At 57.3% G+C, this 24,043-nt stretch carries 19 protein-coding genes; 12 read left to right on the top strand and 7 right to left on the bottom strand.

Annotation, left to right across the window (positions count from 1 at the left end):
* Positions 1-113 precede the first annotated feature (113 nt).
* Both PKO02S_RS19185 and PKO02S_RS19180 read left to right on the top strand, forming a co-directional pair.
* Entirely contained in the window at positions 114-1,136 is a 1,023-nt protein-coding gene (locus PKO02S_RS19185) for a GNAT family N-acetyltransferase (protein ID WP_246067130.1), read from the top strand.
* 410 nt (positions 1,137-1,546) lie between these two features.
* Positions 1,547-2,368 (top strand): nitroreductase family protein, encoded by an 822-nt coding sequence (locus tag PKO02S_RS19180; RefSeq protein ID WP_307720030.1) that lies wholly within the window; start codon positions 1,547-1,549, stop codon positions 2,366-2,368.
* A 1,353-nt stretch (positions 2,369-3,721) separates the two neighbouring features.
* Here the strand turns inward: PKO02S_RS19180 and PKO02S_RS19175 are convergent.
* Entirely contained in the window at positions 3,722-6,136 is a 2,415-nt protein-coding gene (locus PKO02S_RS19175) for an alpha-amylase family protein (protein ID WP_127585456.1), read from the bottom strand.
* A 313-nt stretch (positions 6,137-6,449) separates the two neighbouring features.
* Here PKO02S_RS19175 and PKO02S_RS19170 point away from each other — a divergent pair, with 313 nt between their 5' ends.
* Positions 6,450-10,022 (top strand): polysaccharide lyase family 8 super-sandwich domain-containing protein, encoded by a 3,573-nt coding sequence (locus PKO02S_RS19170; RefSeq protein ID WP_127585455.1) that lies wholly within the window; start codon positions 6,450-6,452, stop codon positions 10,020-10,022.
* On the opposite strand, the gene PKO02S_RS19165 is transcribed toward PKO02S_RS19170, so the two are convergent.
* Together PKO02S_RS19165 and PKO02S_RS19160 are read right to left on the bottom strand one after the other, a co-directional pair.
* Positions 10,000-10,302, bottom strand: a complete 303-nt coding sequence (locus tag PKO02S_RS19165) for a hypothetical protein (RefSeq protein ID WP_127585454.1) — start codon at positions 10,300-10,302, stop codon at positions 10,000-10,002. The genes PKO02S_RS19170 and PKO02S_RS19165 overlap by 23 nt on opposite strands.
* A gap of 136 nt (positions 10,303-10,438) precedes the next feature.
* Positions 10,439-11,122, bottom strand: coding sequence for a C40 family peptidase (locus PKO02S_RS19160; protein ID WP_127585453.1), 684 nt, complete (start codon positions 11,120-11,122; stop codon positions 10,439-10,441).
* Between the two features lie 179 nt (positions 11,123-11,301).
* Here PKO02S_RS19160 and PKO02S_RS19155 point away from each other — a divergent pair, with 179 nt between their 5' ends.
* The 4 genes from PKO02S_RS19155 (at position 11,302) to PKO02S_RS19140 (ending at position 14,210) form a co-directional block, all read left to right on the top strand.
* Positions 11,302-11,553, top strand: a complete 252-nt coding sequence (locus PKO02S_RS19155; protein ID WP_127585452.1) for a hypothetical protein — start codon at positions 11,302-11,304, stop codon at positions 11,551-11,553.
* 104 nt (positions 11,554-11,657) lie between these two features.
* The gene (locus tag PKO02S_RS19150) at positions 11,658-12,458 is read left to right on the top strand and encodes a YidC/Oxa1 family membrane protein insertase (protein ID WP_127585451.1); all 801 of its coding nucleotides are present in this window, start codon (positions 11,658-11,660) and stop codon (positions 12,456-12,458) included.
* 128 nt (positions 12,459-12,586) lie between these two features.
* On the top strand, positions 12,587-13,573 hold the full coding sequence (locus tag PKO02S_RS19145) for a bile acid:sodium symporter family protein (RefSeq protein ID WP_127585450.1): 987 nt from the start codon (positions 12,587-12,589) through the stop codon (positions 13,571-13,573).
* A 67-nt stretch (positions 13,574-13,640) separates the two neighbouring features.
* Positions 13,641-14,210, top strand: a complete 570-nt coding sequence (locus PKO02S_RS19140) for an NUDIX hydrolase (RefSeq protein ID WP_127585449.1) — start codon at positions 13,641-13,643, stop codon at positions 14,208-14,210.
* Positions 14,211-14,350: 140 nt separating this feature from the next.
* On the opposite strand, the gene PKO02S_RS19135 is transcribed toward PKO02S_RS19140, so the two are convergent.
* On the bottom strand, positions 14,351-15,001 hold the full coding sequence (locus PKO02S_RS19135; RefSeq protein ID WP_127585448.1) for a GntR family transcriptional regulator: 651 nt from the start codon (positions 14,999-15,001) through the stop codon (positions 14,351-14,353).
* 184 nt (positions 15,002-15,185) lie between these two features.
* Between PKO02S_RS19135 and PKO02S_RS19130 the strand changes: the two genes are divergently transcribed.
* Together PKO02S_RS19130 and ilvD are read left to right on the top strand one after the other, a co-directional pair.
* Positions 15,186-15,959: an SDR family NAD(P)-dependent oxidoreductase gene (locus tag PKO02S_RS19130; protein ID WP_164821553.1), complete on the top strand. Its 774-nt coding sequence runs from the start codon at positions 15,186-15,188 to the stop codon at positions 15,957-15,959.
* Between the two features lie 18 nt (positions 15,960-15,977).
* The gene (gene ilvD, locus PKO02S_RS19125; protein ID WP_174819929.1) at positions 15,978-17,750 is read left to right on the top strand and encodes a dihydroxy-acid dehydratase; all 1,773 of its coding nucleotides are present in this window, start codon (positions 15,978-15,980) and stop codon (positions 17,748-17,750) included.
* Between the two features lie 279 nt (positions 17,751-18,029).
* Here ilvD and PKO02S_RS19120 read toward each other — a convergent pair whose 3' ends face one another.
* Positions 18,030-18,929 carry an aminoglycoside phosphotransferase family protein gene (locus PKO02S_RS19120; protein ID WP_127585446.1) on the bottom strand — a complete coding sequence of 300 codons (900 nt, stop codon included), beginning with the start codon at positions 18,927-18,929 and terminating at the stop codon, positions 18,030-18,032.
* A 299-nt stretch (positions 18,930-19,228) separates the two neighbouring features.
* Here PKO02S_RS19120 and aroC point away from each other — a divergent pair, with 299 nt between their 5' ends.
* Positions 19,229-20,284 (top strand): chorismate synthase, encoded by a 1,056-nt coding sequence (aroC, locus tag PKO02S_RS19115; RefSeq protein ID WP_127585445.1) that lies wholly within the window; start codon positions 19,229-19,231, stop codon positions 20,282-20,284.
* Positions 20,285-20,863: 579 nt separating this feature from the next.
* Here the strand turns inward: aroC and PKO02S_RS19110 are convergent.
* Positions 20,864-21,712: a sugar phosphate isomerase/epimerase family protein gene (locus PKO02S_RS19110; protein ID WP_127585444.1), complete on the bottom strand. Its 849-nt coding sequence runs from the start codon at positions 21,710-21,712 to the stop codon at positions 20,864-20,866.
* An 88-nt stretch (positions 21,713-21,800) separates the two neighbouring features.
* On the bottom strand, positions 21,801-22,808 hold the full coding sequence (locus PKO02S_RS19105) for a phosphotransferase enzyme family protein (RefSeq protein WP_164821552.1): 1,008 nt from the start codon (positions 22,806-22,808) through the stop codon (positions 21,801-21,803).
* A gap of 215 nt (positions 22,809-23,023) precedes the next feature.
* Between PKO02S_RS19105 and PKO02S_RS19100 the strand changes: the two genes are divergently transcribed.
* Together PKO02S_RS19100 and PKO02S_RS19095 are read left to right on the top strand one after the other, a co-directional pair.
* The gene (locus tag PKO02S_RS19100; protein WP_127585442.1) at positions 23,024-23,260 is read left to right on the top strand and encodes a glutaredoxin family protein; all 237 of its coding nucleotides are present in this window, start codon (positions 23,024-23,026) and stop codon (positions 23,258-23,260) included.
* A 96-nt stretch (positions 23,261-23,356) separates the two neighbouring features.
* Positions 23,357-23,950 carry a hypothetical protein gene (locus PKO02S_RS19095; RefSeq protein WP_127585441.1) on the top strand — a complete coding sequence of 198 codons (594 nt, stop codon included), beginning with the start codon at positions 23,357-23,359 and terminating at the stop codon, positions 23,948-23,950.
* Positions 23,951-24,043 lie beyond the last annotated feature (93 nt).

Below are 24,043 nucleotides of genomic sequence, written 5' to 3'. Positions count from 1 at the left end.
AAAGTGTTTAGAAGTTGAAAAAGTGTCTCTAGTCCGGCAGGACTCGTTGCGCTACAGTAGGGGTAGATTCGAGCGTACAGCTTGTCCGGCTGGAATGGAGGACTTTATTCAATATGACTATTACATTGAAGCCGATGACGCCCGAGCATACCGCTGCGATCGTCGACATCTGGAATAAGGAATGGATTGATCACTATCCGATGCGGGAGCGGCTCATTCGGCAGAACATCATGGAGGACCGCAATACTTGCTGGTCGGGCTCGATGGTGGCTTGGGATGAAGCTGAGGGACGGGTTGTCGGATTCGTTGCGGCGAAATTTTGGCAGGACCCCGAGGCAGGCGTCGATCTGAGCTCCGATCAGGGGTGGATTCATGCACTGGTCGTCGATCCGGCCTGCCGGGGCTGCGGAATCGGCACCCTGCTGCTGCGCGAGGCGGAATCGGCTTTGCGTGTCTGTGGCGTAAAACAGGTGAGGATCGGCAACGATTTTCATTGGCGCGTGGTGCCGGGGATTCCCGGCAAGGGCGGCGAGGCTCTGGCGGAGGGACCGGAAGCGAGGCGATGGTTTCTGACGCGCGGGTATGCGGACGTGGACATCGTCTATGATTTGCTCAACGAGTATTCGGCGTCTGATCGTGTGGAGCTGCCCGTGTCGGCCGGCGTAACGTTCCGGTTGGCGAAGCCGGAAGACCGCGAGGCGCTGAACGCTTTCATGGAGCGGTGTTTTCCCGGGCGATGGGAGTATCAGACGAAGCAGTATTGGCAGCGGGGCGGCACCGGACGCGAATTCGTCGTGCTGGTGAAGGACACCGAGACGGAGATGGAGACGGGAGACCGCGGCGAGATCATCGGCTTTTGCCGGCTGAACGATGCGCAGTCGCCGTTTCTGGCGCAGAACGTGTACTGGTCGCCTCTGTTCGAGCAGGAGCTCGGCGGCGTCGGCCCGCTCGGCATCGACGAGCAGTTCCGCGGCTACCGCTATGGTCTCTCGATCGTGCAGGCGGCGATCCATTTTCTGCGCGAGCGGGGCATCCGGCACATCGCGATCGACACGACGCCGTACGTCGATTTCTATGGCAAGCTCGGGTACCGGACGTGGAAGACGTACTGGCGGGTGAATAAGCAGTTGGAGTAGCATAGCTGTGTGAACAAGAAAGCCGTCCCGGTTGGGGCGGTTTTCTGCTATTCCAAGACTGCCGCCCTCCACCAGCCCCGCCGTATCCGCAACCCGGCCACTTTTCCCACCAGTAACTGCGAATTGTTGACGCTCCTCGACCAGACCGATCGTTTCCTCACTTCACACGCTCCCCCAACCAAATGTATGTGGAAATCCACATCCATTGAACCCCATGTTACTTTGTCGTTCCCACCAGCCCTACCGTATTCCGCACCCAGCCGCTCTTACGCTACAGTACCATCTGTCCGGCTTTTCTTATGTTGGGAAGGTTCCGATCTTAGCTTCGCAACTTCTGCGGACAGCAGAGCCCCCTTATTTGTGAAGAAAATGCCTGTTTCGAAAGTTTAGCGGACCCAGGAGCCCTTTGGGTGAAACGCGAGGAATCGAAGAGCAAACCATGCAAGGTCATCTGTGTCCGCATTCGGTCGAGTGAAGCCTTATTTGAGCAAAATAAGGTCCGCTGTGTCCGGCAAAGTCGCCTGGCTATGTTGAAATGGAACTCATCGGCTCGTTTGTTTTCCTGCGCGTCATTTGGTAAGCTTTGGGGTAATCTAGTGTACGAGGAGGGGAGCGCCATGAGTGATCAATTATCCCCGGAAGCGGCGGAGCACCGCCGGCCGGAGCATGAAGTGGATACGCAGTTTTTGAACCGTTGGTCGCCGCGGGCTTATTTGCCGAAGGAGGTGCCCGCCGACGTGCTCGGCTCGCTTCTCGAGGCTGCCCGGTGGGCGCCTTCCAGCGGCAACGGCCAGCCGTGGCGCTATGTAGTGGCGCGGACGCTGGAGGACCGCGAGCGCGTGCTGTCGTTCGTCAATCCGTCGAACGCCGAATGGTGCGCCCAAGCGCCGGTGCTCGTCGTCGTGTTCGCCCACCAGGTGCAGGCGAACGGCAACCCGAACCGCTGGGGCGGGTTCGACGCCGGCACCTCTTGGGGCTACCTCGCGCTGGCGGCGTCGCAGCTTGGCCTCAGCGCCCATGCGATGGGCGGCTTCGACAAGGACAAGGCCCTCGAAGCGCTCGGGGTGCCGGGCGACGGCTCGTTCGAGGCGATGGCCGTCATCGCCCTCGGCTACCGCGGCCCGAAGGAGCAGCTCACCGAGCGCAATCGGGAGCGGGAGAAGCCATCCACGCGTCGAGCGTTCGAGGAGTCGTTCTTTGAAGGCCGTTTCGGGACCGGCTTGAAGGTGTAGCCGGAAGCCGCTAGAAATGGCGAAGACCGTCCAATGCCAGCAGGCTGTTGAGCATAGGGCGGTCTTTTTGAACAGATTTTTGAACAGATAAGAAATTTAAATCCTTTACAGAACTAAAGCATAAGGGGGAATTGCGGAGCCGGGTTCGCACACCCCGTCTGGAAAAAACCGCTCCAATTCGGCAAATTCGGCCTACAGACACCGTGCTGCGAGGCGGCATCATGGATGCTAAAAATGGGGCGGCTGTGCAGAGTAGCAGAGGAGCAGAGGAGTATCTTCGAAGAAGCCAAGTTACTGGCCGGGCATGAGAGAGTCGTTCTGAAACCTGGGGATAGTGCCGAGAGGGACTGTACAAGCAGAAAATAGCCGCCGACCTCCAAGTAACCTTGCTCATTATGCTCTGTAAGATCTGTAAGCTCCGAATGCTCCGAATGCTCCGTAAGCTCCGCAGTCCGAAAAAATCGGACTACAGATTGCGTCCCCGTCGACAAAAGCTCTGCAGTCCGAATTTGTCGAATTGGAGCGGTATTTTCGGGAGGGGGTGCGTGGAAATGGCTCTGCAAGTGGGTGAATTCGGACTACGACGCCTATCACGTTTCGCTCACGCCATGCAATCCGAAAAAGTCGGACTACAGACACCGATGCCGCGAGGCGGCACTTTGGATGCGGACTCATGAGGCGAATTTTCAGAGTTGGCCCAACGGAATCCTTACGCCAGTGGACCGCCAGAGTGATCTTCCCTGCCGGTTCCTTACCGTACTGAAGCGGTGGAGAACCTTCCTTAACCTCCCTACAGAACCAAGGTTGTGTGAAAGAAGAATGAGGGTGCTCGCACAGGAAGTTTAGCGGACAATAGGTGCGCTATTTGTGAACAAAGTGACCTTTTCGCCAGGTTGGCGGACCCAGCAGCCCTTATTTAGCTCAAAAGGGAAGCCCGGAGGGCAGAAAGGAAAGAATAAGGTCCGCTGTGTCCGCAATCAAGGGGTTGGGCCCATGTTTGGACGAAATAAGGTCCGCTGTGTCCGCTCAAGATCGGACCGAATTCCTATAGTAGCGCTGAGCACGGAAGCAGGACCGATCGGAACCCGATGCTTGCCCTCCGCACGCGACAAACTGAATGCCACAGCTCAAGGACCGTCCAGCGATCTTTTGGATGGTTTTCTTAATATGCGGTGGGCAAGAAGAGTAAATTTAGCTTACTTGGTGGGAGGAGTGGTCGGAGGCGGGCGAAGAAGGGTAAAAATGGGTCTACATGGAGGGTGGAACGGTCGGCGATGAGCGAATGACAGAGCTAAGAAGCCAAGATCCCAGCTTCAGTAAGATTGAAGCTGGGATTTTGGCTTTTCGTGAATGTTACTGGCTCACAACGGCGTACAATTCCACGCCGGTCAAGTCGATCGACACCCGCACTTTGGTGTTAGACAACCGTTCCACCACAGCCGGACGCGTCTCAGCGCCGAGCTCGGGGCTGCGCACGACGGCAGCCGAGGTCCAAGCCGGAGCGTCCAAGCCGCCGAGGTCGATCTCGTAGCTCAAGCGATTGTCCGTGCTGAGCGAGCGGAAGTCCCGCAGCACGACGGAGCCGTTGTGCGCGTCCTTGTGCACCGGGTCAGGGATCGCTTCGAGCGCCTGGTTCAGCACGTGCAGGACGACACCTTCCTCGGCGTGCACGCGCAGCCGCAATGCCCAGCTTGCGTCGCCCGCGAGCTGGCCGATGCGAGGCTGGAAGGCGCTGCTCTCGATCAGCTTCGTCAGCGCTGCCGAGGCGATCGAGCCGCCGGCTGCCTGGGCCGCTGCCGCGGCGATCGCGGCTTCGCTGCCGGGGCTCACGTCGTGCCCGGACGCTATGTCGCCCGTATCGCTTACGCCGGTTGTACCAGCCACGCCGCTCGAATCAGCAGCGCTGACTCCCGCCGCCGCGCTGCCCGTACCGCTCGAATCAGCAGCGTTCACTCCCGCCGCCGCGCTGCCCGTACCGCTCGAATCAGCAGCGTACACTCCTGCCGCCGTGCTGCCCGTACCGCTCGAATCAGCAGCGCTGACTCCCGCCGCTGCGCTGTCCATCTCGCTGACGCTATCACCGCCCGCATCAACCGTGCCGTTCCCACCCGCCGCCACGCTCGCTGCCGCCACGCCTCCCGCCGCGCGCTCGTCGCCCGCCGCGAGCAGGTGCAGCCCCGGGTACGCCGCCCCGGCGGAGCCCCGCAGCAGCGCCGCCGACAGCGGCTCCGGCCGTGCGAAGCCGCGCTCGTCATGCGTGCCGAACGGCAGGCACAGCCACACCTCGCCGCCGGCTTCCAGCATCGAGCGCACCGCCTCGAACTGCGCGTCGGACACGCAGCCGACGCCGTCCAGCACGAGCGGCGTGCGGTCGCGCTTCAGCGCCTCCGCATCGGCCAGCTCGTCGTTCCGCACGAGGCGGTAGCCGACGCTGCGGTTCACGAAAGCGCCGGACCAGCGCAGCACGCGGTCCCAATGCTCGGCGCCGTCGGCGTCGCGCCAGCCGTTGTCGCGGCAGTACTTGCTGCTCGCGAGCCGCACCTCGGCCACGTCCGCCCCTGCCTGCCCGTCCAGATCGCTGTGCGCTTTCTCCCACACGTTGTAAGGACCGACGATCTCATGCGTCTCCTTCATGTCGACCGGATCTTCCACCAACCGGCCCGGCAGCGTGCTGCTCCAGTTCACGACGCCCCAGAACCGGCTCAGCGCCCAACCGAGGTAGCCGCCCTTGTCATAGATCATATAGCTGAGCGCCATGGCCGGCGCGCCCCCCATGCGTAAAGCAATGTCCTTCTGCTGCAGCGCCTCTGCGTCCATGCGGGCCCACTTCACGCTGCCGGTGCCGATGCCGCAGTTCTCGAGCATGAGCATATCGAGGTGCGGCGACATTTTCTCCAAGTTCAGCGACACCGCATTAAGCACGATCGGACCGGTGCTGGAGCAGCAAGTCATCAGCGGCTTGTCCGGAAAGTAGCTCTTGATATGCTTCACATGATCGGCGATGCTGTCCGTCCGCATGCGGATCCAGTCGCGGAACGCCGGGTGGTCGTAGTTGCCCCATGTGATCGGAGCGCCCGACGTTTCGCCCCAGAACGAAGTGTCGCTCAGCTCGGGCAAAGTATGCCCGTAATCCCGCTTGAACCGCTCCCGGCAGTGTACGCAGCCGCAAGTCGACAGCCAGCCGTAATCGGCCATATCGTCGATTTCCGCCCCGTCGAGCTCGACCTCCCGCAGCAGCCGCTCCAGATATTTACCGTGCATCTCAAGAAACATAGGATTGTTATGGCAGAACATTTCGCCCTGATAAGCGGTTGTGTAGCCGCGTCCGCCATCGCGCAGGTCGACTTGGCACATATCGTGGAAGCGATACCCCAGGTAACCGGCATATTCCGCCGCCACCGGATCGGGATGCAGCAGCACGTGATGGCGCTGGGCGGCGTGCAGCTTGGCGTATTCCTTTTCACCGCGCGGGCGTTCGAGCAAATTGCAGGAGTAGTGGTCGATAAACCGGATGCCGTACTTGTGTAGCTCTTCGCATACTTCGTTCATATAGCCATGCAGCTGGCCGAAATGATTCGCGAAATCAAACCGGATATGAAACCCGAAATTGATCGCCGTATCGATGCCCGCCTCCGCAAAACCTTCCGCACGCCGCTTGATTTTATCCTTCACGGATTTTTGCGGCCACATCAAGTCATTGATCGTGTTCCACCAGCTGGCCGCCCGCCTCGGACGGAAGTAGCTGTAAGCGCTTCTAGTTTCGATCACGGTTCATGCTCCCCTTTTATAGATTTAGATATAGGTATAATACAAGTACTTGAAACGATGCCCTTATTTTATCATAGAAGGCGCCTGAGTCCACCTGTTTTTCGCAAGGAATAAAGGCCACCCCTCGATAGATGCGGCTTTTGACTGCTATAAGATGGTAATAGATAAGAATCCTGTATATTGTACCGGATCAACTAGGCAAGTAAACTAACGTCGAATCCCAGAGAAAGGAAGTGAAACCCACTCCTTAAGACAACCCAGAAGCGGCTGAAAGAAGATCAACCCAAATGAGGACTATTTGAAGGAGGTACTAATGTTGAAGATGAAATTCCGGATTTTGAAAGTGCTTATTTCGGTGTTGGCGATGCTGGTTGCTGTAACATCCACGCCCATTCATCCTGCCTATGCTGCAGATGAGTACGACACGTTGCGTGCCAAGTACTATGATTTTTCCACAGGTGGCCCCAGCTATGATCCGGCAGACCCTGACATATCCGGCAAAATCAGCAGTATTACATCGCTTGCTCAAACGAACTGGGATTCCATGAACAAAAGCGCAGGGCGGACCTACCTATGGAGCGACTTGGCGTCCACGACGATATCGGCGCATGTTTCCCAGAGCTATCAGCGCTTGGAAGCGATGACTTTAGCTTATGTCACGAGAGGCTCAGCTCTTAAGAATAATTCCGCTCTGCTGGCCGATATCATTAGCGCCATGGACTGGATGTATGCGAACCGGTACAATACCAGCGTGCCCAAAAGAGGGTATGACAATTGGTTCGACTGGCAAGTCACTTCGCCGCTGTGCATCAACAACATTACGACATGGATTTATTCCAGCCTTACACCAACGCAGATTAGCAATTGGCACGCCGTAATCGACTGGCAAGCGCTTGCATGGGGAGCCGGCCTGGTCGGAGCCAATCGGGTGTGGGCGTGCAACATTAAAATTGTAAGCGGAATCATTATGAAAAATAGCGCCAAAATCACCGAAGGAAGAGACCAGCTTAGCCCGGTATTCGATTATGTGACTTCCGGCGAAGGCACATATAGCGACGGCTCGATCCTGCAGCATACCGCGCTTATTGCTTATAACGGCGGCTATGGGATTAGCCTGATGGACAATTTGACCAAGGTTATGTATGTAATAGCCGGCTCCTCCTGGGATATCGTCGATCCGGACGTGGCTAACATTTATCAATGGATCTATACCGCCTTCGAGCCTCTATTTTACAAGGACAACATAGCCGAAATGGTAAGGGGAAGAGGCTTATCCAGATTCGCCAGCGACGATAAAGGATTGACCTCCATGGGGGCTCTGGGAGCTGCCGTTGTCAGGATGGCTTTATCCGCCCCTTCGTCCAGTGACCGTGCAGCATACAAATCGATGGTCAAAAAGTGGATGCTGGAGGCTACTTCTCCAACCAAGTATGCGGATCTAAGCTCCATCACCACCATCGTGCAAACGAAACAAATTATGAATGATGCGACGGTTACCGCAAGACCGGATCTCATCATGAACAAGCAATACCCGAATATGGCTAGAGCTATGCACCTTAGACCGGGATTTGCCTTCGGAATCAGCATGTCCTCGAGCCGAGTGGCCAATTATGAGAGCCTTAATAATCAGAATTTAAAAGGCTGGCATACCGGCGACGGGATGACCTATCTCTACAATTCGGATTTGGCCCAATACAAGGATTCTTTCTGGCCTACCGTCAATAGCTATCGTATGCCCGGTACTACCGTCAATCAGAATACGACAGCTGCGCCGAATGCCAAAAATCCGAACAGTTGGGTTGGAGGGACAGAGATATCGGGACAATACGGGATCTCGGGCATGCAGTATACGGCAAATGGCGCCACCCTTACGGCCAAAAAATCATGGTTCATGTTTGACAACGAGATCGTGAACTTGGGAGCCGGCATTACATCGACCGATAATAAAGTGGCGGAAACGATTGTCGAGAATCGTAAGCTGACCAGCAGCGGCAATAACGCCCTCACGGTGAACGGAACCGCCAAATCAACTGCATTAGGATGGAACGAGACGATGACCGGGGTGAGCCGGATTCATTTGGCCGGGAATGTGGCAGGTTCGGATATCGGTTACTATTTTCCAACGGCACCATCTGTCAAAGGCTTGCGGGAGTCGCGCACCGACCAATGGTCAAGTGTCGATCTGTACTATTCGGGACCTGACTATACGACCAATTACACACGCAACTACATGAACTTATGGTTGGATCACGGTACGAATCCGACAAACGGCTCCTACTCCTATGTCCTGCTGCCGGGTATGTCCAGCGCGCAAGTGGATGCTTATGCTGCGAGCCCGGATATAACGGTGATTGAGAATTCAGGCGATGCGCAAGCGGTGAAGGAAAACAATCTGGGCATACTGGGCGTCAACTTCTGGAAGGATGCTGTCAAAACCGTGAGCGGCGTCACCAGCAACAAAAAGGCATCCGTCATGGTACGCACTAGCGAGAATGGAACCGAGGTTTCCGTATCCGACCCTACGATGGCCAATACAGGCACCATTACCCTGACGATCGCGCAAAATCTGGGGCCGGTGGCCTACAAGGATTCGCGCATTACAACCAGCACCAGCGGAGGAACGACTACCCTTACTGTTAATGTGAACGGCGCCGGCGGCAAAAGCATCAAGGCCTTTTTTGCAACGCCTTCCGGAGCCCCGATTGCCGGCTACACGGTGAATGAAGATTTTAACGATATGCAGCTGGGCAGCCTGACCGGACAAAACGGCTGGATTTTCAACAACGCCGGAGTGGCTCAGAATACCGTAATCGTGCAGCCGGCAAACAGCGATGCCACAGACAAATCGTTGAAGGTTGTAACGGGCTCCACAAGCGGCAGCGCTGAAGCGTATCGTCTGTTTAACGCTCCTCAAAACGGTTATATCATAGCGGAAGCTACTGTAACGGCCGATGACAGTAATTGGAAAAATGCCCTGATCGTTGCGGACGGCAGCTTAACCGCCAATAACAATGCCGCCCAATTGGTTATGCAAAGCGGCAAGATTTGGGGCTACAATGGAAGCACGAAAACGGACGTTTTATCAGGAATCACGAACGGTCAACCCTATCGACTGAAGGTCGTGATCAATACGTCTACGAAAAAATACGATGTTTATGTCAACGACGCGTTGCTCGCAACAGGGTGGAGCTATCGATATGCGGTGAATACGCTCGACAAATTCTCCTCCTCCATTGCCGGCAACGCCAGCTCGATGAGTGTGGACGATGTGAAAGTATCCTATGCACCGCTTACTTTAACCACGCTGGTCGATGAAGATTTTAACTCCATGACACTCGGCAATTTGAACGGGCAGAACGGCTGGACCTTCGATAACGGCGGCGTTTCGGGGCATACAGGTGTGGTTCAGTTGGATAGCGGAGCTTCTACGGACAAATCCGTCAAACTGACGACAACGTCAACAACCGGCAAAGCGGAGGCCTACAAGCTGTTTACCGCACCGGCTGGCAGCCTGGTGATCGCCGAAGCGACCGTCACGGCGGACGACAACAACTGGAAGAACGCCCTAGTCGTCTCGGACAGCAGCCTTACTTCGAATGGCAGCGCTGCTCATATCATTATGCAATCTGGAAAAATATGGGGATACAACGGAGGCACCCAAACGAACCTGGTGACCTCGACTACGAATGGAGTCCCGTACCACCTCAAAGTGGTGATGAACACCGCAACCCAAAAGTTCGATGTCTACGTGAACGGCGAACTGCGCGGCTCGCAGTGGAGCTACAGGTATTCCGGCCTGACCAAGGTCGACAAGCTGTCTTCCTCCATCGCCGGCAATGCCAGCTCGTCTAGCGTAGACGATGTCAAGGTGAGCTATATTCCTTAAGTTGGGCAAATAAACGAGGCCGGTGACGCTTCTCCTTTAATTCGCTGGCGGAATATCCCTTCATATCTGGATTATCCAAGTAGCGCTGCAGGGAAGCTTTTAGTTCAGGATACTCTTCAATTTCTTGGGCTGGATCGGACTCTGGGACATTTTCATTAACCGACTCGAAGTTTTCGATCTCAACAGAAACCAGTTTTCCATCAATGACAAAAAGACTAGACCTTTTGCCTTCAAGTGCAAGGAGAAGCTCTTCCTTGGTTTGATCACTTAACGGATTCATTTGGATCACCTCAAAATCATTATAACAGAAGCTTTAGCTTAACAAGCAATATCAACAGTAAGAAAGTTACAAAAACACCCCGTCTCCCTTGCAGAGGGAACGGGGTGTTTGGTATTATTCGTTGCGTCGCAACAGCTTACAGCACCCGTCTTGCTTTCACGTAGTGCGTGTTCCAGTAGCCGGTGTTGAGGCTGTTGATCGCGACGCCGTTCTTCGACGGGGTATTATGGATGAATTGCCCGTTGCCGATGTAGATTCCTACGTGATTGATGCCGCTGCCGCCCGTTGTGTTGAAAAAGACGAGATCGCCTTTTTTCAGGTTGCTCTTGCTGACCGCGGAGCCGGCGTTTTGCTGGTATTTCGTGCCCCACTTGAGGTCGATGCCCTGATTGGCGAATACGTATTCGGTGAAGGAGGAGCAGTCGAATATCATCTTGGAAGGATTGCGCGTGCCGAAATCGTAGGTGACTCTGCCCTGTAAGCTCTTCGCGAAGTTAATGATCCGGTCGGCTTTCGTGTTCGTCGTGCCTTGGCCGCTGCCGGGTGAGGAGCCCTTGTAGTCCGTATATTGCGGATCGGCGGAAATGAAGCCCTCGGTGCCGTCCTTCACTTTGATTTTCAGCCAGTACTGATTGTACTTCTCGATGACGTGGATGTCCTCGCCTTTCGAAAGCATCCGGAATATGTATGCGTTGGTGCTTGGGGCCGAGCGGAAGTTGACGCCTTTCTCTATCTCGGTTTCATAGGAAGTGGCGGCTTGGACGACGGTCGGGACGAGTAGAGAGATCGCAAGACCGAGTGCAACTATTTTTTTCTTCAAGTGCTAATCCTCCTCTAGTTGAAAAAAGATTTTGTTCTCTATTATTATTGTAACTGGAGGGAATTAATAGAGTCACTAGTAAACCGTTTCCAATTACAATATGTAGCGGTTTAGGCTCAACTTTTTTCGTTCTGGTCCGTAATAGAATAGATACGCTGTAGAAAGGGGGTGAACCGAACGTGTTTCCATTGGATGAATCGACGTTGCTGCTGCTGCTTCTGAGTTTGGCCGGTTGGCTGGGTGTAGTTGGGCTGCTGCCTGTCCCGAGTCGTCGGGAGGAAAGGCTCGTATCGGCTCATCCCTGGCGTAGCGCTGCTAGTGCCAGCCGTTCCTCGGTTCCTGTAGGATCGAGACGTCCGTTCGTTTTTCGGCGCAAGCAGCCTTCGTTCCGGGATGTCTCCGCTGCGGATGCGGATCCGAGTGCGGTTTGATGGGGTTAGGCGGTTACTTGGGGCTTGGGCTTTGGGTTGCCATCCATCAAATCGACGCTTCGCATGGGTCTATGCGGAGGCGCTAATAAGGAGACTATTTCGCTATGTATTCATGGTTCCACTCGATCACTTCGCTGCTCGTCCCGCCGTTGCAGGGACTTTTTTGGATTTTGCATGACTGGGGGCTGGCGGTTATCGCTCTCACTCTAGGTGTGAAAATGGTGCTGTTCTACTTCAATCTCACGGTAGCCCGTCAACAGGTGCGGAATGCCGCCGCTCGTCCCAAGATGCTGGAATTGCGCGCCAAGCTGTCCGACAAGCCGCAGGAAATGATGAGAGCTATGTCTTCGCTGTATCGGGAGCATCGCATCCGTCCATTTGCGCCGTTCGTTGGGTTGCTCGTGCAGATGCCCATTCTGATGGGGATGTACGGGTTGTTTCTGACGCATGGCGGCACGATGACTTCGCTTCTGATCCCGTGGGTGGCGAGCTTGGCGGAGACCGATTCGTGGCATCTCGTGCCGATCGCTACTGCGTCGCTTAGCTTCTTGACCGCTCTGATTCCGCTTACCAATGTGGTTGGGGCTGATCCGCTCGCTGCGTCGGTAGCGGTTGGAGTAGGCGGCGTTGCGAGTGTAGGGGCTGGTGCAGGTGCAAGTACAGGTGCTGGTACAGGTGCAGGTGCAGATGCAGGTGCAGGTACAGTTGGTGCAGGTGCCGGAGTGGGTGGCGGGCTGCTGCCGAGCCGCTGGCTGCTGGCCGCGCTGGTCGCGCTGTTGCCGCTCTTCGTCATGTGGCGGTCTCCGGCGGCGCTTGGCCTGTACTGGATGACCGGGACGGTGTTCGGCTTGCTGGAGCGCGGATTTTACAGGACGGCTTGGGGGAAAAGGCTGCTGTCCCGCTAGGCGTGTCCGGCTTCATTTTTTTCTTGAACACGTGTGCAAAAAGGAGTAGTCTGTAGAAGAATTCCGTGTCCGGAACTGATTTTCGCATTTTCGTCATCGAGCCGGGACAGCAGGAGGGACCTACAGAGATGTTAACCGCATTAAATAAGGGCTTGGAGAAATGGATGCCGCTGATCACTCCGACTAGCGTGATGATCGGGTTGGCCACGGCCGGCGCCCTGTCGCCGCTCACAGGATGGGTCCCTTGGATCTTCGCCTTTATGACGTTTACAGGCAGCTTGAGCATGAACTTCCGGGATATGCAGAGGGTGCTGCTGCATCCTCTACCTATCCTGGTGTTCATGTTCGTGCTGCATTTGGTCATGCCGCTGCTTGCTTGGGGGGCCGGCCATCTCGCTTTTCCGAACGATCCGCTCACCCTTACCGGCATCGTGCTCGTGCTTAGCATACCGACGGGCATCGTCAGCTTCATGTGGGTGTCGATCTATCGCGGCCATACGGCGCTTACGCTAAGCATGATTCTGATCGATACGCTGCTGTCGCCGTTTATCGTGCCTTATACGTTGTCGGTGCTTGTAGGGGCCAAGGTGGAGATGGATCCGGTCGGCATGCTGACGCAGCTCGTCTGGATGGTCGTGCTTCCGTCAATCCTCGGGATGGTGCTGAACCAATTGACGCGAGGGAAGGTTAAGCAGGTGTGGAGCCCGACGCTGTCGCCGATTTCCAAAATCGGGCTGGCCGTCGTGATCATCATCAACAGCTCGGTCATTGCTCCGCTCATCACGGAGTGGAACCGGAAAATCGTCTACATCGCGCTCGTCTGCGTGGTCGTCGTGGCTGTGGGGTACTTGCTCGGCTGGCTCGCGGGCCGGCTGCTGCGGTTGGACCGTGAAATGGCGGTGTGCATGCTGTTCAACTGCGGGATGCGCAATGTAAGCGCAGGCGCGGTGCTGGCCATCTCGTTTTTCCCGCCGCAGGTGGCGTTTCCGACGATCGTCGGGATGCTGACGCAGCAGCTGTTGGCTTCCTTGTTCGGCTATTTGTTCTTCGGCCGGCGCGGGGCGGCCAAGTCCCGAGAGCTGCCGCAGGAAGTGGGCGTTAGTCGGACGGGGTAGCAGGGTTGCGAGGCAACACGAGGCGGACGTGACTTACTAACTTTGAGAGAGATGAAGGTGGACTAGGGTGGAACCGAAGTTTTGCTCGGCTTGCGGACAAGCGCTGGTTTTGAAGGATGTAGACGGGACGGAGCGCCTGGGATGTCCGGAATGCAGCTTCGTGCATTGGGGCAATTACAGCGTCGGTGTCGGCGCTTTGCTGGAGAAGGACGGCAAGTACTTGCTCGTACGCCGGGCGCAAAATCCCGGTAAAGGGTTCTGGACGAACCCGGGCGGCTACATTGAACAGCTCGAGCTGATCCACGAGACAATCGTGCGGGAAGTGAAGGAGGAAGCGGGCATCGATGCGGTTGTGCGCGGGGTTGTTGCGGTGCGCGACCAGCCGCGGAGCATCCACAATCTGTACGTCGCGTTCGCGATGGACTATGTCGACGGGGAGCCGACGCCGGATGGTGTGGAGGTGGACGGGGCGGCGTTTTTCAGCCTCGAGGAGATGCAGGAGCTGAACGTGGCGCCGTTCACGCGCTGGCTCGTCGATGTAGCCAGCCGGTCGGCCGGCGGCGGGTTGGCTTTGGACAAGGAGCCGCCTGCGGCGATCGCGGCCTATGGGTTGTTCCGGGCGATACCGGAGCAATAAGCGGGATGGCGCAGCAATGGTTGTCTGAATTCGCACCGACAGATCGATTCCCGAGGGAGATGATCCCGTAACGCTATTTTTTGCGGATTCTAACAAAAAGACCTGCTCGGATTCATTCCGGTCAGGTCTTTTCGTTGAAGTTACGGGGTAGGCTTCACATTCCGGATATGCGCGGTGAGAGCTTCGGCCACCTGGTCCGCATCTCCCTCGACGATCGCCTGCAGCAAGCTCTCATGCTCGCGGCACAGATCCTCCAGATCCTCATAGGCGCGCGCCTGGCTGATGAAGAACAGCCGGATGCGATTGTAGATGGACGACCAGATGCCGGTCATATTGTCCATCCCGGCCAGGCGCACTAAGTATTCGTGGAACGCCAAGTCGCTGTCCGCGAGCCGCACGTAATCATGGAGACGGGCACCTTCTCGCATGTCGGCTATGATGGCGCGCAGCCGCTCGTGATGCTCCTCGTTCAGGAGGGGCAGCGCCTTGCGGATCGTGAAGCGCTCAATGGTGAGGCGAATCGGGATGAGCACCTCCGTCACTTCCTCACCGCTGATTTCCGCCACGACCGTCTCTTTGTACGGATGCGAGTAGAGGAGACCCTCTTGCTCGAGCATGCGGATCGCTTCCCGGATCGGCCCCCGGCTGACGCCCATCTGCTTGGACAGCTCGACCTCCCGCAGCCGGCTCCCCGGCTTCAAGCTCCCTTGCAGGATCGCCCTGCGGATATCTTCGGTTATTTTATGGCGAAGCGAAGTCGCCTTTTGCTCGTCGAATCGAAAGCCTTCCATGAATCCAACTCCTCTTTCACATTAAGCCAAATGATACGCCAAACAGGGAACGCTGTAAACAGCGCGCTACAGTATTGTCATTTGTAACATTGTAGACAATATTACAAGTACTTATTATACTGAACTTATGGATAGGGAAGCAAGTCAGGTCGTCATGATGATTTATGAAGGGGAGGGTGGCATTTTGAAAAGGAAGCTAGAGGGACAAGTGGCGCTCATCACCGGGGCGGGACAAGGCATAGGGGATGCGGCGGCTCGTCAGTTCGCGGCAGAAGGCGCGGCGGTGGCCGTGCTGGATTCGAATCGGGACGCAGCCGAGCGCGTGGCCGAACGGATTCGGCAGTCGGGGGGAGAGAGCTTGGCGATCCATGCCGATGTGAGTCGCTCGGAAGCGATGCGGGAGGCGATCGATCAGGTCCACGCGCGGTACGGTGCGTTCGATGTGCTGGTCAACAACGCCGCCGTTCAGATCATGGGACTGCTGCATGAGTACGAGGAAGCCGACTTCAGTCGGACCATCGACGTCAATCTGAAGGGAGTGTTCCTCGGCTGCAAGTACGCTCTTCCTCTGATGATGCGGCAGAAGCGGGGAGTGATTTTGTCGGTCAGCTCGGTGCTGGGTGTAGCAGGCGATCCGGATTTGGCTGTGTATGGGGCGACGAAAGGCGCGCTGATCGCGCTGACCAAATCGATGGCCGTTGCGTACGGACCGCATGGGATCCGAGTGAACTGCATTTGCCCGGGGGATGTTAGGACGCCGATGGTGGAACAGTTTTTTGAGTTTCAGCCCGATCCGGAGCAAGCGAGGCGGCAAGTGTACGGGCATTATCCGCTGCGGCGAATCGCCGAACCGGTGGAGGTGGCGAAGACGCTCGTGTTTCTCGCTTCGGACGATGCTTCCTTCATCTCGGGCAGTCATTTGTTCGTGGACGGCGGGTTGACCGCGGAAGTGTATTGAATAGGGAGGTTGAAGCATATGGACAGCAGCAACAGCAACAGCAGCAAGCTTAGCGCTCTGGAGAGCCAGAAGGTGCGCAAGATCAGCTTCGAGGGCGATGCGCTTCGGATGTCGATGGATTGGACAGTCGAGGACTTGAACCGGGTGCAAGTGCTGGTCGAGACTACGCATGGGGCGAGCCATCCTAGCTCCTACCACTTAGGGGAGCTGGCGGGAGAAATCGAGAAAGGCGTGTTCCAGCAAGGCGGCAAGCCTGCCCTCTACACGACGACCGATATTTGCGACGGCATCGCTCAAGCCCATAACGGCATGAACTATTCGCTGCCTTCCCGCGACATGATCGCCTCCATGGTGGAGATTCACGCGCTCGCCACGCCGTTCGACGCGATGGTGCTCTCGTCCGCCGGCGACAAAGCGGTCCCCGCCCACCTGATGGCGATCGCCCGGCTGGATATCCCGGCCATCCATGTGCCAGGAGGCGCTATGGGCGCAGGACCTTGCCTGCGCTCGAACGAAGAGCTGTGGCATATGAGCGTGGAAGTGGACGAGGGCAAAATGACGAAGGAAGAATTCCTCGCCTTCCAGCGAGCCTGCTGCCCGACCTGCGGCGCCTGTCAGTACATGGGCACGGCAGCCACGATGCAGGTGATGGCCGAGGCGCTGGGCCTGGCGCTCCCCTGGTCGGCGCTTATCCCGGCGACCAACGCCGAGATCAAACGAGCCGCGCGAGCGGCGGGCAAGCAGGTGATGCACCTCGTCGAGGCGGATATCCGGCCGTCGCGCATCCTGACCCGCGAGGCGTTCGAGAACGCGATCATGGTCCATTCCGCCATCGGAGGGTCGCTGAACGCCGTCATGCACTTGATCGCCATTGCGGCGGAGGCGGGCATTCGGCTCGACGCACAGGAGATCGACCGCATCCATCGCGGTATCCCGGTTCTGGTGGATACCAAGACGGCGGGCCAGTACCCGACGGAGCTGTTCTGGTATGCGGGCGGCGTGCCGGAGGTTATGCTGCAGCTGGAAGAGCATCTCCATCTCGATGTGCTGACCGTCACGGGGAGGACGCTGCGGGAGAACCTCGAGGACTACCGGCGCAACGAAATGCCGCGTATGGCCGAGATGTTCCTCGCCAACTACAAGCTGAACCGGCGCAACGTGATCTATAAGCTGAGCAAGCCGCTGAAGCCGGAGGGCTCGCTGGCCGTATTGACCGGCAACTTGGCCCCGCAAGGCGCCACGATCAAGAAGTCGGCGGTCGTCGCCGACATGCAGGTGCACCAAGGGCCCGCGAAGGTGTTCGACACCGAGCGGGATGCCGTTGACGCGTTGCGCGGGAAGCGAATTGTCCCCGGCGACGTCGTCATCATCCGCTACCAGGGGCCGCGGGCGACCGGGATGCCGGAGATGTTCTTCATGTCCGAGCTGATCGCTTCCGATCCGGTGCTATCCCATTCGACGGCGCTTGTGACCGACGGCCGTTTCTCCGGCGCCACTCGGGGACCTTGCGTCGGGTATATGGGACCGGAGGCGATCGACGGCGGACCGATTGCCGTTGTGGCCGACAACGATCTGGTCTTGATCGACATCCCGAATCGAACGTTGAACATCGTCGGCATCGACGGCACGCCCCAGTCTGCGGAGCAGGTGGCCGAGACGTTTCGCCAGCGCTTCGAGCGCTGGTCGCCGCCGACTATCCAGCACAAAGGCGTGCTGGGCCAGTACGCCAAGCTGGCCAGACCCGCGTTGGAAGGCGGCTCGTGCTCGATTCCCCGTGCTCCGCGGGACTAGCTAGCGGATGATAACCGGACCATGTAACTCTCACTCGCCACCCTCTATTCCATGCACAACATTTGCAACCCGACAAGTAACCTGGCACGGCCTCCAGGGATTTGCTGCATCAGTCAGTTGGGGCAAACCGGGCCCCTAGAAAATTCGTTTAGATCCAAGCAATGCCCCATCGTGCAACCCGTCTGCGTGTTCGAGGTCTTTCGGCGCGGAGCGGCTCGATCCGATGAAAAGTCTTTGGGAAATCGGTTATTCGCGCAAGGGAGGAGCAGGGTAGTTATTTTACAGCTCTAAGCCAGTCACCAGTAAAATTTCATCAAGCATCCGCTTGGCGACACCGGCGAAAACGGGGTTTGTGTCCTTGTAGTATGGGAGTGCAATCAGCCCCATGGACAAAGCAAAGCCCCGGCCTCGCGCCCAAGTCGCATCATCCACCTGCAGGGCCGTGCGGAAGATGTCCCGTGTCCCCGCCGTCAGGATGCTCCACGCCGCAAGCATGTCCCAAGCGGGATCCCCGACTCCCACACAGCCGAAATCGATAACGGCACAAATCCGCCCTTGATCAACCAGCCAATTTCCCGCATGGAGGTCTGCGTGAATCCAGACGGGCGGTCCTTGCCATTCGAGCGATTGAAGGGCTTCCTCCCACACCAACGCTGCTGCCTTCGGGTCGATCAAACCTTCCAGCTCGGCGATCGCTTGGTGCACCTTGGCATCTCTCACCTGCAGAGACATGTCTCGCGGACATGGAGGAGGCGTTGCGCCTTCGGCCAGCTTGATCTGCTGCATGGCGTTGACGAATTGAGCCATCGTCAACGCGGCTTCACCTAGATCGTCGATGCGTCCGGTTATCGCATCTTCACCCTGAAACCATGGGTACACCGCCCATGGCCATGGGTAGCCCTCGTCAGGTGCTCCAACAGCGAGCGGAGTCGGAATCGCCAGCGGCAAATGCGGTGCAAGCTGCGGCAGCCAAAGCCGCTCTTTCTCCACCTGGCCGGCGGCCGACTTGAGGCGGGGCAGGCGTACAGCTAGCTCTTCCCCTAGCCGATACAAGACGTTGTCCGTGCCGCTGGACTGTGCTCGAGTGAGCGGTAGAGTCGACCATTGCGGGAATTGAGCCGCCAGCAATCGTTGCACAAGCGCGGTATCGATCGCTACCTCGTTATTATGAAAGGTCAAAGGGAACCTCCTAAGTTGAAGTCAGACATAATTGTTCTTCTCTAGCACAACACTACGCGGATAACCCTTCCTTCGCAACCGACGCGGCGGTGGACTCCCAGGAAATAGCAACAGCAAGCTACCTAAGCGGGAGTATGTGCAAGAGGCGCTCGAGCGGGATCGTGTCAGGAAGGAGAAGGATGGGGATGTATAGATATAATATAGATAGATTTTATGGGTAACTAGTAATATTTCGATTTCTCTTATGCATCCAACACCCTGTATACTAGCTGAAAAAGAAGCAGGGAGCTGGACGAGAAGTGGCAGGGAATAGCTTTGGAGAACGATTCACAATTACAACGTTCGGAGAGTCGCACGGGGAAGCGGTTGGAGTAATCGTCGACGGGGTCACGCCGGGTGTCGAGCTGGATGAAGCTTACATCCAAGTCCAGATGGATCGCAGGAAACCCGGGCAATCTTCCGTCACCACTCCGCGCAAAGAATATGATCGTATCCGGATCGTGTCCGGCGTATTCGAGGGGAAGACGACGGGGGCTCCCCTTTGCATATTGCTCAGCAATCAGGATATGCGACCGGGGGCTTACGCCGACATTCGACACATGTTCCGTCCGGGCCATGCCGATTACACGTACATGCAAAAATACGGCATCCGCGACCACCGCGGTAGCGGCCGGGCATCCGGCCGGGAGACGGCTTCGCGCGTGGCGGGTGGTGCGGTGGCCCGCAAGCTACTGGAGCGGCGCGGCGTCTCGGTCATCGCGTATACGCTGGAGGCCGGCGGCATCCGGTGCCGCACCTTCGACGAGCGCGAGATCGAGCGCAACCCCGTCCGGGCTTGCGACCCGGACGCTGCTGCGCAGATCGTCGCCAAGATCGAGTCGCTCGCAGCTATAGGCGACAGCTGCGGCGGGATCGTGGAGTGCCGCGTGCGAGGCGTCGCGGCCGGGCTAGGCGAGCCGGCGTTCGACAAGCTGGACGCGGAGCTCGCCAAGGCGATGCTGTCCATCGGCGCGGTCAAAGGCATCGAGTTCGGCGCGGGTTTCGCCTCCGCCTCGATGCGAGGGAGCGAGCACAACGACGCGATGGATGCCGGCGGCTTCCAGAGCAATCATGCCGGCGGCATTCTGGGCGGCATCAGCACCGGGCAGGACATCGTCTTCCGCATTGCCGTGAAGCCGACTTCCTCGATCTCCGTCCCGCAGCGGACGATTGGAATGGACGGCGCCGAGCGGGAAATCGCCACCGTGGGACGGCACGACCCTTGCATTTGCCCGCGCATCGTGCCCGTCGTGGAGGCGATGGCTTGTCTCGTGGTCGAGGACCACTACAAGCGACAAGCCGCTTTGCACGGGTAGCAGGCCGAGGGGACCCTGTAGCCAGGAAAGTCGGACTCCAGCTACAGCCGCTGCATTAAGAAGCGATGGTTACTGGCCGTGATCGAAAGGGTTGTGCACCCAACGTGGGATATTGCTGTGAGTTACGATTGAGAACACCCTTTGCCGCCAACCACCAGGTAATTTTCTCTTCGATGTCCGACAACCCCCACTTACAGAGCGGACTGAAGCGCCTTTTACGGCTGTAGTCCGAGATACTGGTATCGCAGTGCCACGGGCTACTCGTCTCAGCCCGACGGTGCCCTCGGCTCTCCTTTGCGGACACAGGAGCCGCTATTTGGATCAAAACCCACCACTGCGCCAGTTTGCCGGACACAGGAGCCGTTATTTTACTCCAAACGAGCCAATCGGCGTGCTTTTCGAGCCAATCAAGGGCTTATCTGTCCGCCAAACTCCCCGGAAGCCCCTTTTTCAGGCAAATAAGGGCTCCTGTGTCCGCTAACCCGCCTCCTCGCCCCTTCGCCAACCCTCGCCACCCCAACAAAACAAAAAGCAGCACCCCCGAACGTCCCGTCCGGAGCTGCCGCTTGCCTGCACACCTTAAACCCTAACCTCCCACAATTGCTGCCAATAGTCCAGCGATTGCGCGATCATCTCGCCCTCCACGCCTTCCAGCGTGATGTCGGCGAAAGGCTTGTACTGCTGCGCGAGCGAGAGGAACAGCGGCACATTCACGTCGCCGGCCCCCAGCGCCGCCTTCCCGCGTGCCCCGCCATGCCGGATGCGAGCATCCTTGGCGTGGAACGAAACGATCCGATCCCCGAACAGCTCGAACGCCGTCCGGAAAATCTCATCCTGCCGATCCACATTGCCCGCTTCCAGCAAATTGCACCCGTCCAGCACGACGCCCAAGGCGGTCGAAGGCACCTCCTCGAGCAGGCGCCGCATCTCCTCCGGCGTCTGCGCGACCAAAGACACAGCGGGCTCGATGCCGACGGTGACGCCCCATTTCTCCGCTTCCTCACTCAGCTCGTAGACCGTGTGCCGCAGAATGCCCCAAGCCTTTTTATGGTAATCTGTCGGAAAGTCCTTCATATACGTGGAGAGATGTCCGGTCTCCGTGGCCACAACGCTGCACCCGAAATCACGCGCGTACTTCAAATGCTCCTTGAATCGCCTTACATTGCGGCGCCGTTCATCGGAATCCGGATGGATCGGATCGATATAGCAGCCGAGCACGGCGATGCGTACCCCGTTGCGGTCGAACGCTTCGGCCACATGATGGCCCAGCCCCGGGCTCAATCGGCCTGTGGAGCAATCGATATCGGACAACGCTTTGGACAAAGCGAGCTGCACCGTCCCGAATCCTGCTTTTCCAACCTCCAGCGCAAGCTGGCTCAAAGGCTTCTGACCAAAAGCATGTGCCAGAATGCCGAGCTGACGAGCCACTAGTAACCCCTCCTCATCTCTATTCTTCTCTACTATAGCAGGTCTAGGAAAGGTGGGGAAGGTGGTTTTGCCAGACGTACGGCTGCCGCTACCGCACGGCCAGCTCGCTCGACACGCGAAAGCGACGGCGATCCTCGTCCAAGCTGTGGGTCAGCTTTGCAAGAAGCGGCTCCCACCAGGCAGGCGTTGCACTACACTCGGCATCATCCAGCGAACGCAGCACCCGAGCGAAACGAACCAATCTTTGGAATCGTTCGAACCAGTCCCTTTGCTCCCAAAGCGACTCGTCAATCGGCATCACGGAGCGATACCCCTGCAGAAACTGCGAATATGCACGTGCGGCGGCATCTGCCGGAAGCGAGCCCAGCTCCCGAGTAGCCGAGACGATATCCATAACATACCAATGATACAGGGCATCGTCGAAATCAATAGCAGTAAATTGCCGCAGCCTGTCGTTCCAGAACAAATTGTCCAGCTCGAAATCATAATGGATAAGGCCGAAGCTGCTGGAGCTGCGCGGCAGTGTGTGCAGGTGCTTTTCAACTAATAGAAGTTCAGTTGTTGCGTCGGTTTCAGCAGGGTGCTCGGCCAGAACGGAACGAACCTTCTCCAAAGCATCTTCCCAAGTAGGCCGGCGCAACCCTATATCCGGAGGACTGTAAACGGCGGATTGCTGATGAAGCAGGGCTAACGAGCGACCCCATTGCTCCAGGTGGTGCGGGGTCATGTGCGGCAAGTAGAGGGAGTGTCCGGTAGCTTCAGTGAACGTTACGGCGTGCAGGGTGCCAATGGGGGTGTCCGGGATTGTTACGATCCGGTGGCCTTGGGCCGAAGAGACAGGTACGACCGTCGGGATGCCCATTTGCTGCAAATACGTCAGGAAGTCCAGCTCCGCCTCCAACTGATCGCGAGTTCGGTCCTCATCCGAGGCGAAACGGAGATAATAACGCGTCCCCGCCCGTGTGTAGCGGTACACGAAATTCGAGCTCGCCCTCCAGAACTGCAAGCTGCCTGCATCATGCTCCCAGTGCGTCATACAAGTCCGAGCGGCTTGGTCTTCCGCCGACCCTTGCACCACCAGGTTTAACTTCATCATCAAATAGCGCCATCTCCAATCAAAATGTAAGTTGTACGGGGCTTCCGCCCACATCGAAAGTATAGCCAGACGGGAAGCTGTGAACTAGAGGTCAGTTTGACTATAGCTAAAGTTACCTGCCTGTTTTCGAGCGGCCTTGAGACGAGAGCCGAGATCGGGCATAATAGAGGGACCAAGCAGCTAACAGCAGGTGTAAATAAGGAGGAACGTTCCCGATGAGTCAAGCGATCGTCTATTCCGCCAAAGGGTGCCAGGACTGCGAGAAGGTGAAGCAGTATCTCAGCGAGCAAGGTGTGGCGTTTGAAGTGAAGGATGTAATGGCCGACGTGCAGGCGCGGGAGGAAGTGGAGAAGCTTGGGTTTCTCGGCATTCCGGTTACCGTGATCGGCGATCAAGCGGTGAAAGGTTTCCAGCCGGGCGAGCTGAAGCGGATGGTAGCGGCCGTGCAGTAAGCAGGGAGTGTATTGTTGGGAGTTGGCTTAGACGGCCGGCTCCTTTTTTACTGTGGTGGGGATAATTGGGAACGGCTATAATGGGAGTGGCAACTGATGAATAAGGTCGGGACCTCCATGTATAAAATCGTTCGAAAAGTACTCTTAATAACTATATTCGGGTGGGGGCTGGGCTTATCGTGTCTATCGACTTTCGATCATGTCCTCGCGCTGAACTGCGCGGCACCAGGGAAGCCTCGAGAGGAGCTTGCCAAGTATGATGTGGTGTTCTCCGGCGTGGTGAGGATGGTGGAGACGAAGAATGTCCGGTTCCCAAACGCAATCGAGCCGAAGAAGGTTGTCATTTTCGATGTGCATTCAATCTGGCAAGGCTTGCAGCAAAACCGTATTAAAGTGGTCGGTACGCCAGATCATTTGCAATTCGAGCGAGGAAAGCCATACTTGGTCTACGCTTACACCCAGCAGGAGGATAAACATATTTGGTCCAAAGGCGATATTGTCGTCAGCGCATGTACTCGAACGGTGGAACTGGCGAAGGCGGACTATGATTTACAGCAGCTTGGCCAAGGCTATCCGCCGACTGAACGGACCGACGTCAAGGATCGAGTTTGGATGATCGTGCTAGGGGTGTTTGCGGCTGCTGTGTGTGCCGCACTAGGGGCTCTCCAGTATTGGCAAAAAACAAGGTGACGCCGGATTGTTATATCCTCCCCAAGCTGCTTCTGCAACGAAATAACATTACACCATAGCAGGAAACGCGGCTGACGTCGGACTATGTAGGGT

The organism is Paenibacillus koleovorans NBRC 103111 (genome assembly GCF_004000845.1).
Lineage (GTDB): Bacteria > Bacillota > Bacilli > Paenibacillales > NBRC-103111 > Paenibacillus_AA > Paenibacillus_AA koleovorans.
Note: the sequence above shows the minus strand (reverse complement) of the source record. Positions and strands in the feature narration are given on the sequence as shown.

Coding starts and splice junctions, on each gene's coding strand:
- PKO02S_RS19185 (WP_246067130.1), top strand. CDS start 114: ATGACTATTACATTGAAGCCGATGACGCCCGAGCATACCGCTGCGATC.
- PKO02S_RS19170 (WP_127585455.1), top strand. CDS start 6,450: ATGTTGAAGATGAAATTCCGGATTTTGAAAGTGCTTATTTCGGTGTTG.
- PKO02S_RS19165 (WP_127585454.1), bottom strand. CDS start 10,302: ATGAATCCGTTAAGTGATCAAACCAAGGAAGAGCTTCTCCTTGCACTT.
- PKO02S_RS19150 (WP_127585451.1), top strand. CDS start 11,658: ATGTATTCATGGTTCCACTCGATCACTTCGCTGCTCGTCCCGCCGTTG.
- PKO02S_RS19145 (WP_127585450.1), top strand. CDS start 12,587: ATGTTAACCGCATTAAATAAGGGCTTGGAGAAATGGATGCCGCTGATC.
- PKO02S_RS19135 (WP_127585448.1), bottom strand. CDS start 15,001: ATGGAAGGCTTTCGATTCGACGAGCAAAAGGCGACTTCGCTTCGCCAT.
- ilvD (WP_174819929.1), top strand. CDS start 15,978: ATGGACAGCAGCAACAGCAACAGCAGCAAGCTTAGCGCTCTGGAGAGC.
- PKO02S_RS19105 (WP_164821552.1), bottom strand. CDS start 22,808: ATGATGAAGTTAAACCTGGTGGTGCAAGGGTCGGCGGAAGACCAAGCC.
- PKO02S_RS19100 (WP_127585442.1), top strand. CDS start 23,024: ATGAGTCAAGCGATCGTCTATTCCGCCAAAGGGTGCCAGGACTGCGAG.
- PKO02S_RS19095 (WP_127585441.1), top strand. CDS start 23,357: ATGAATAAGGTCGGGACCTCCATGTATAAAATCGTTCGAAAAGTACTC.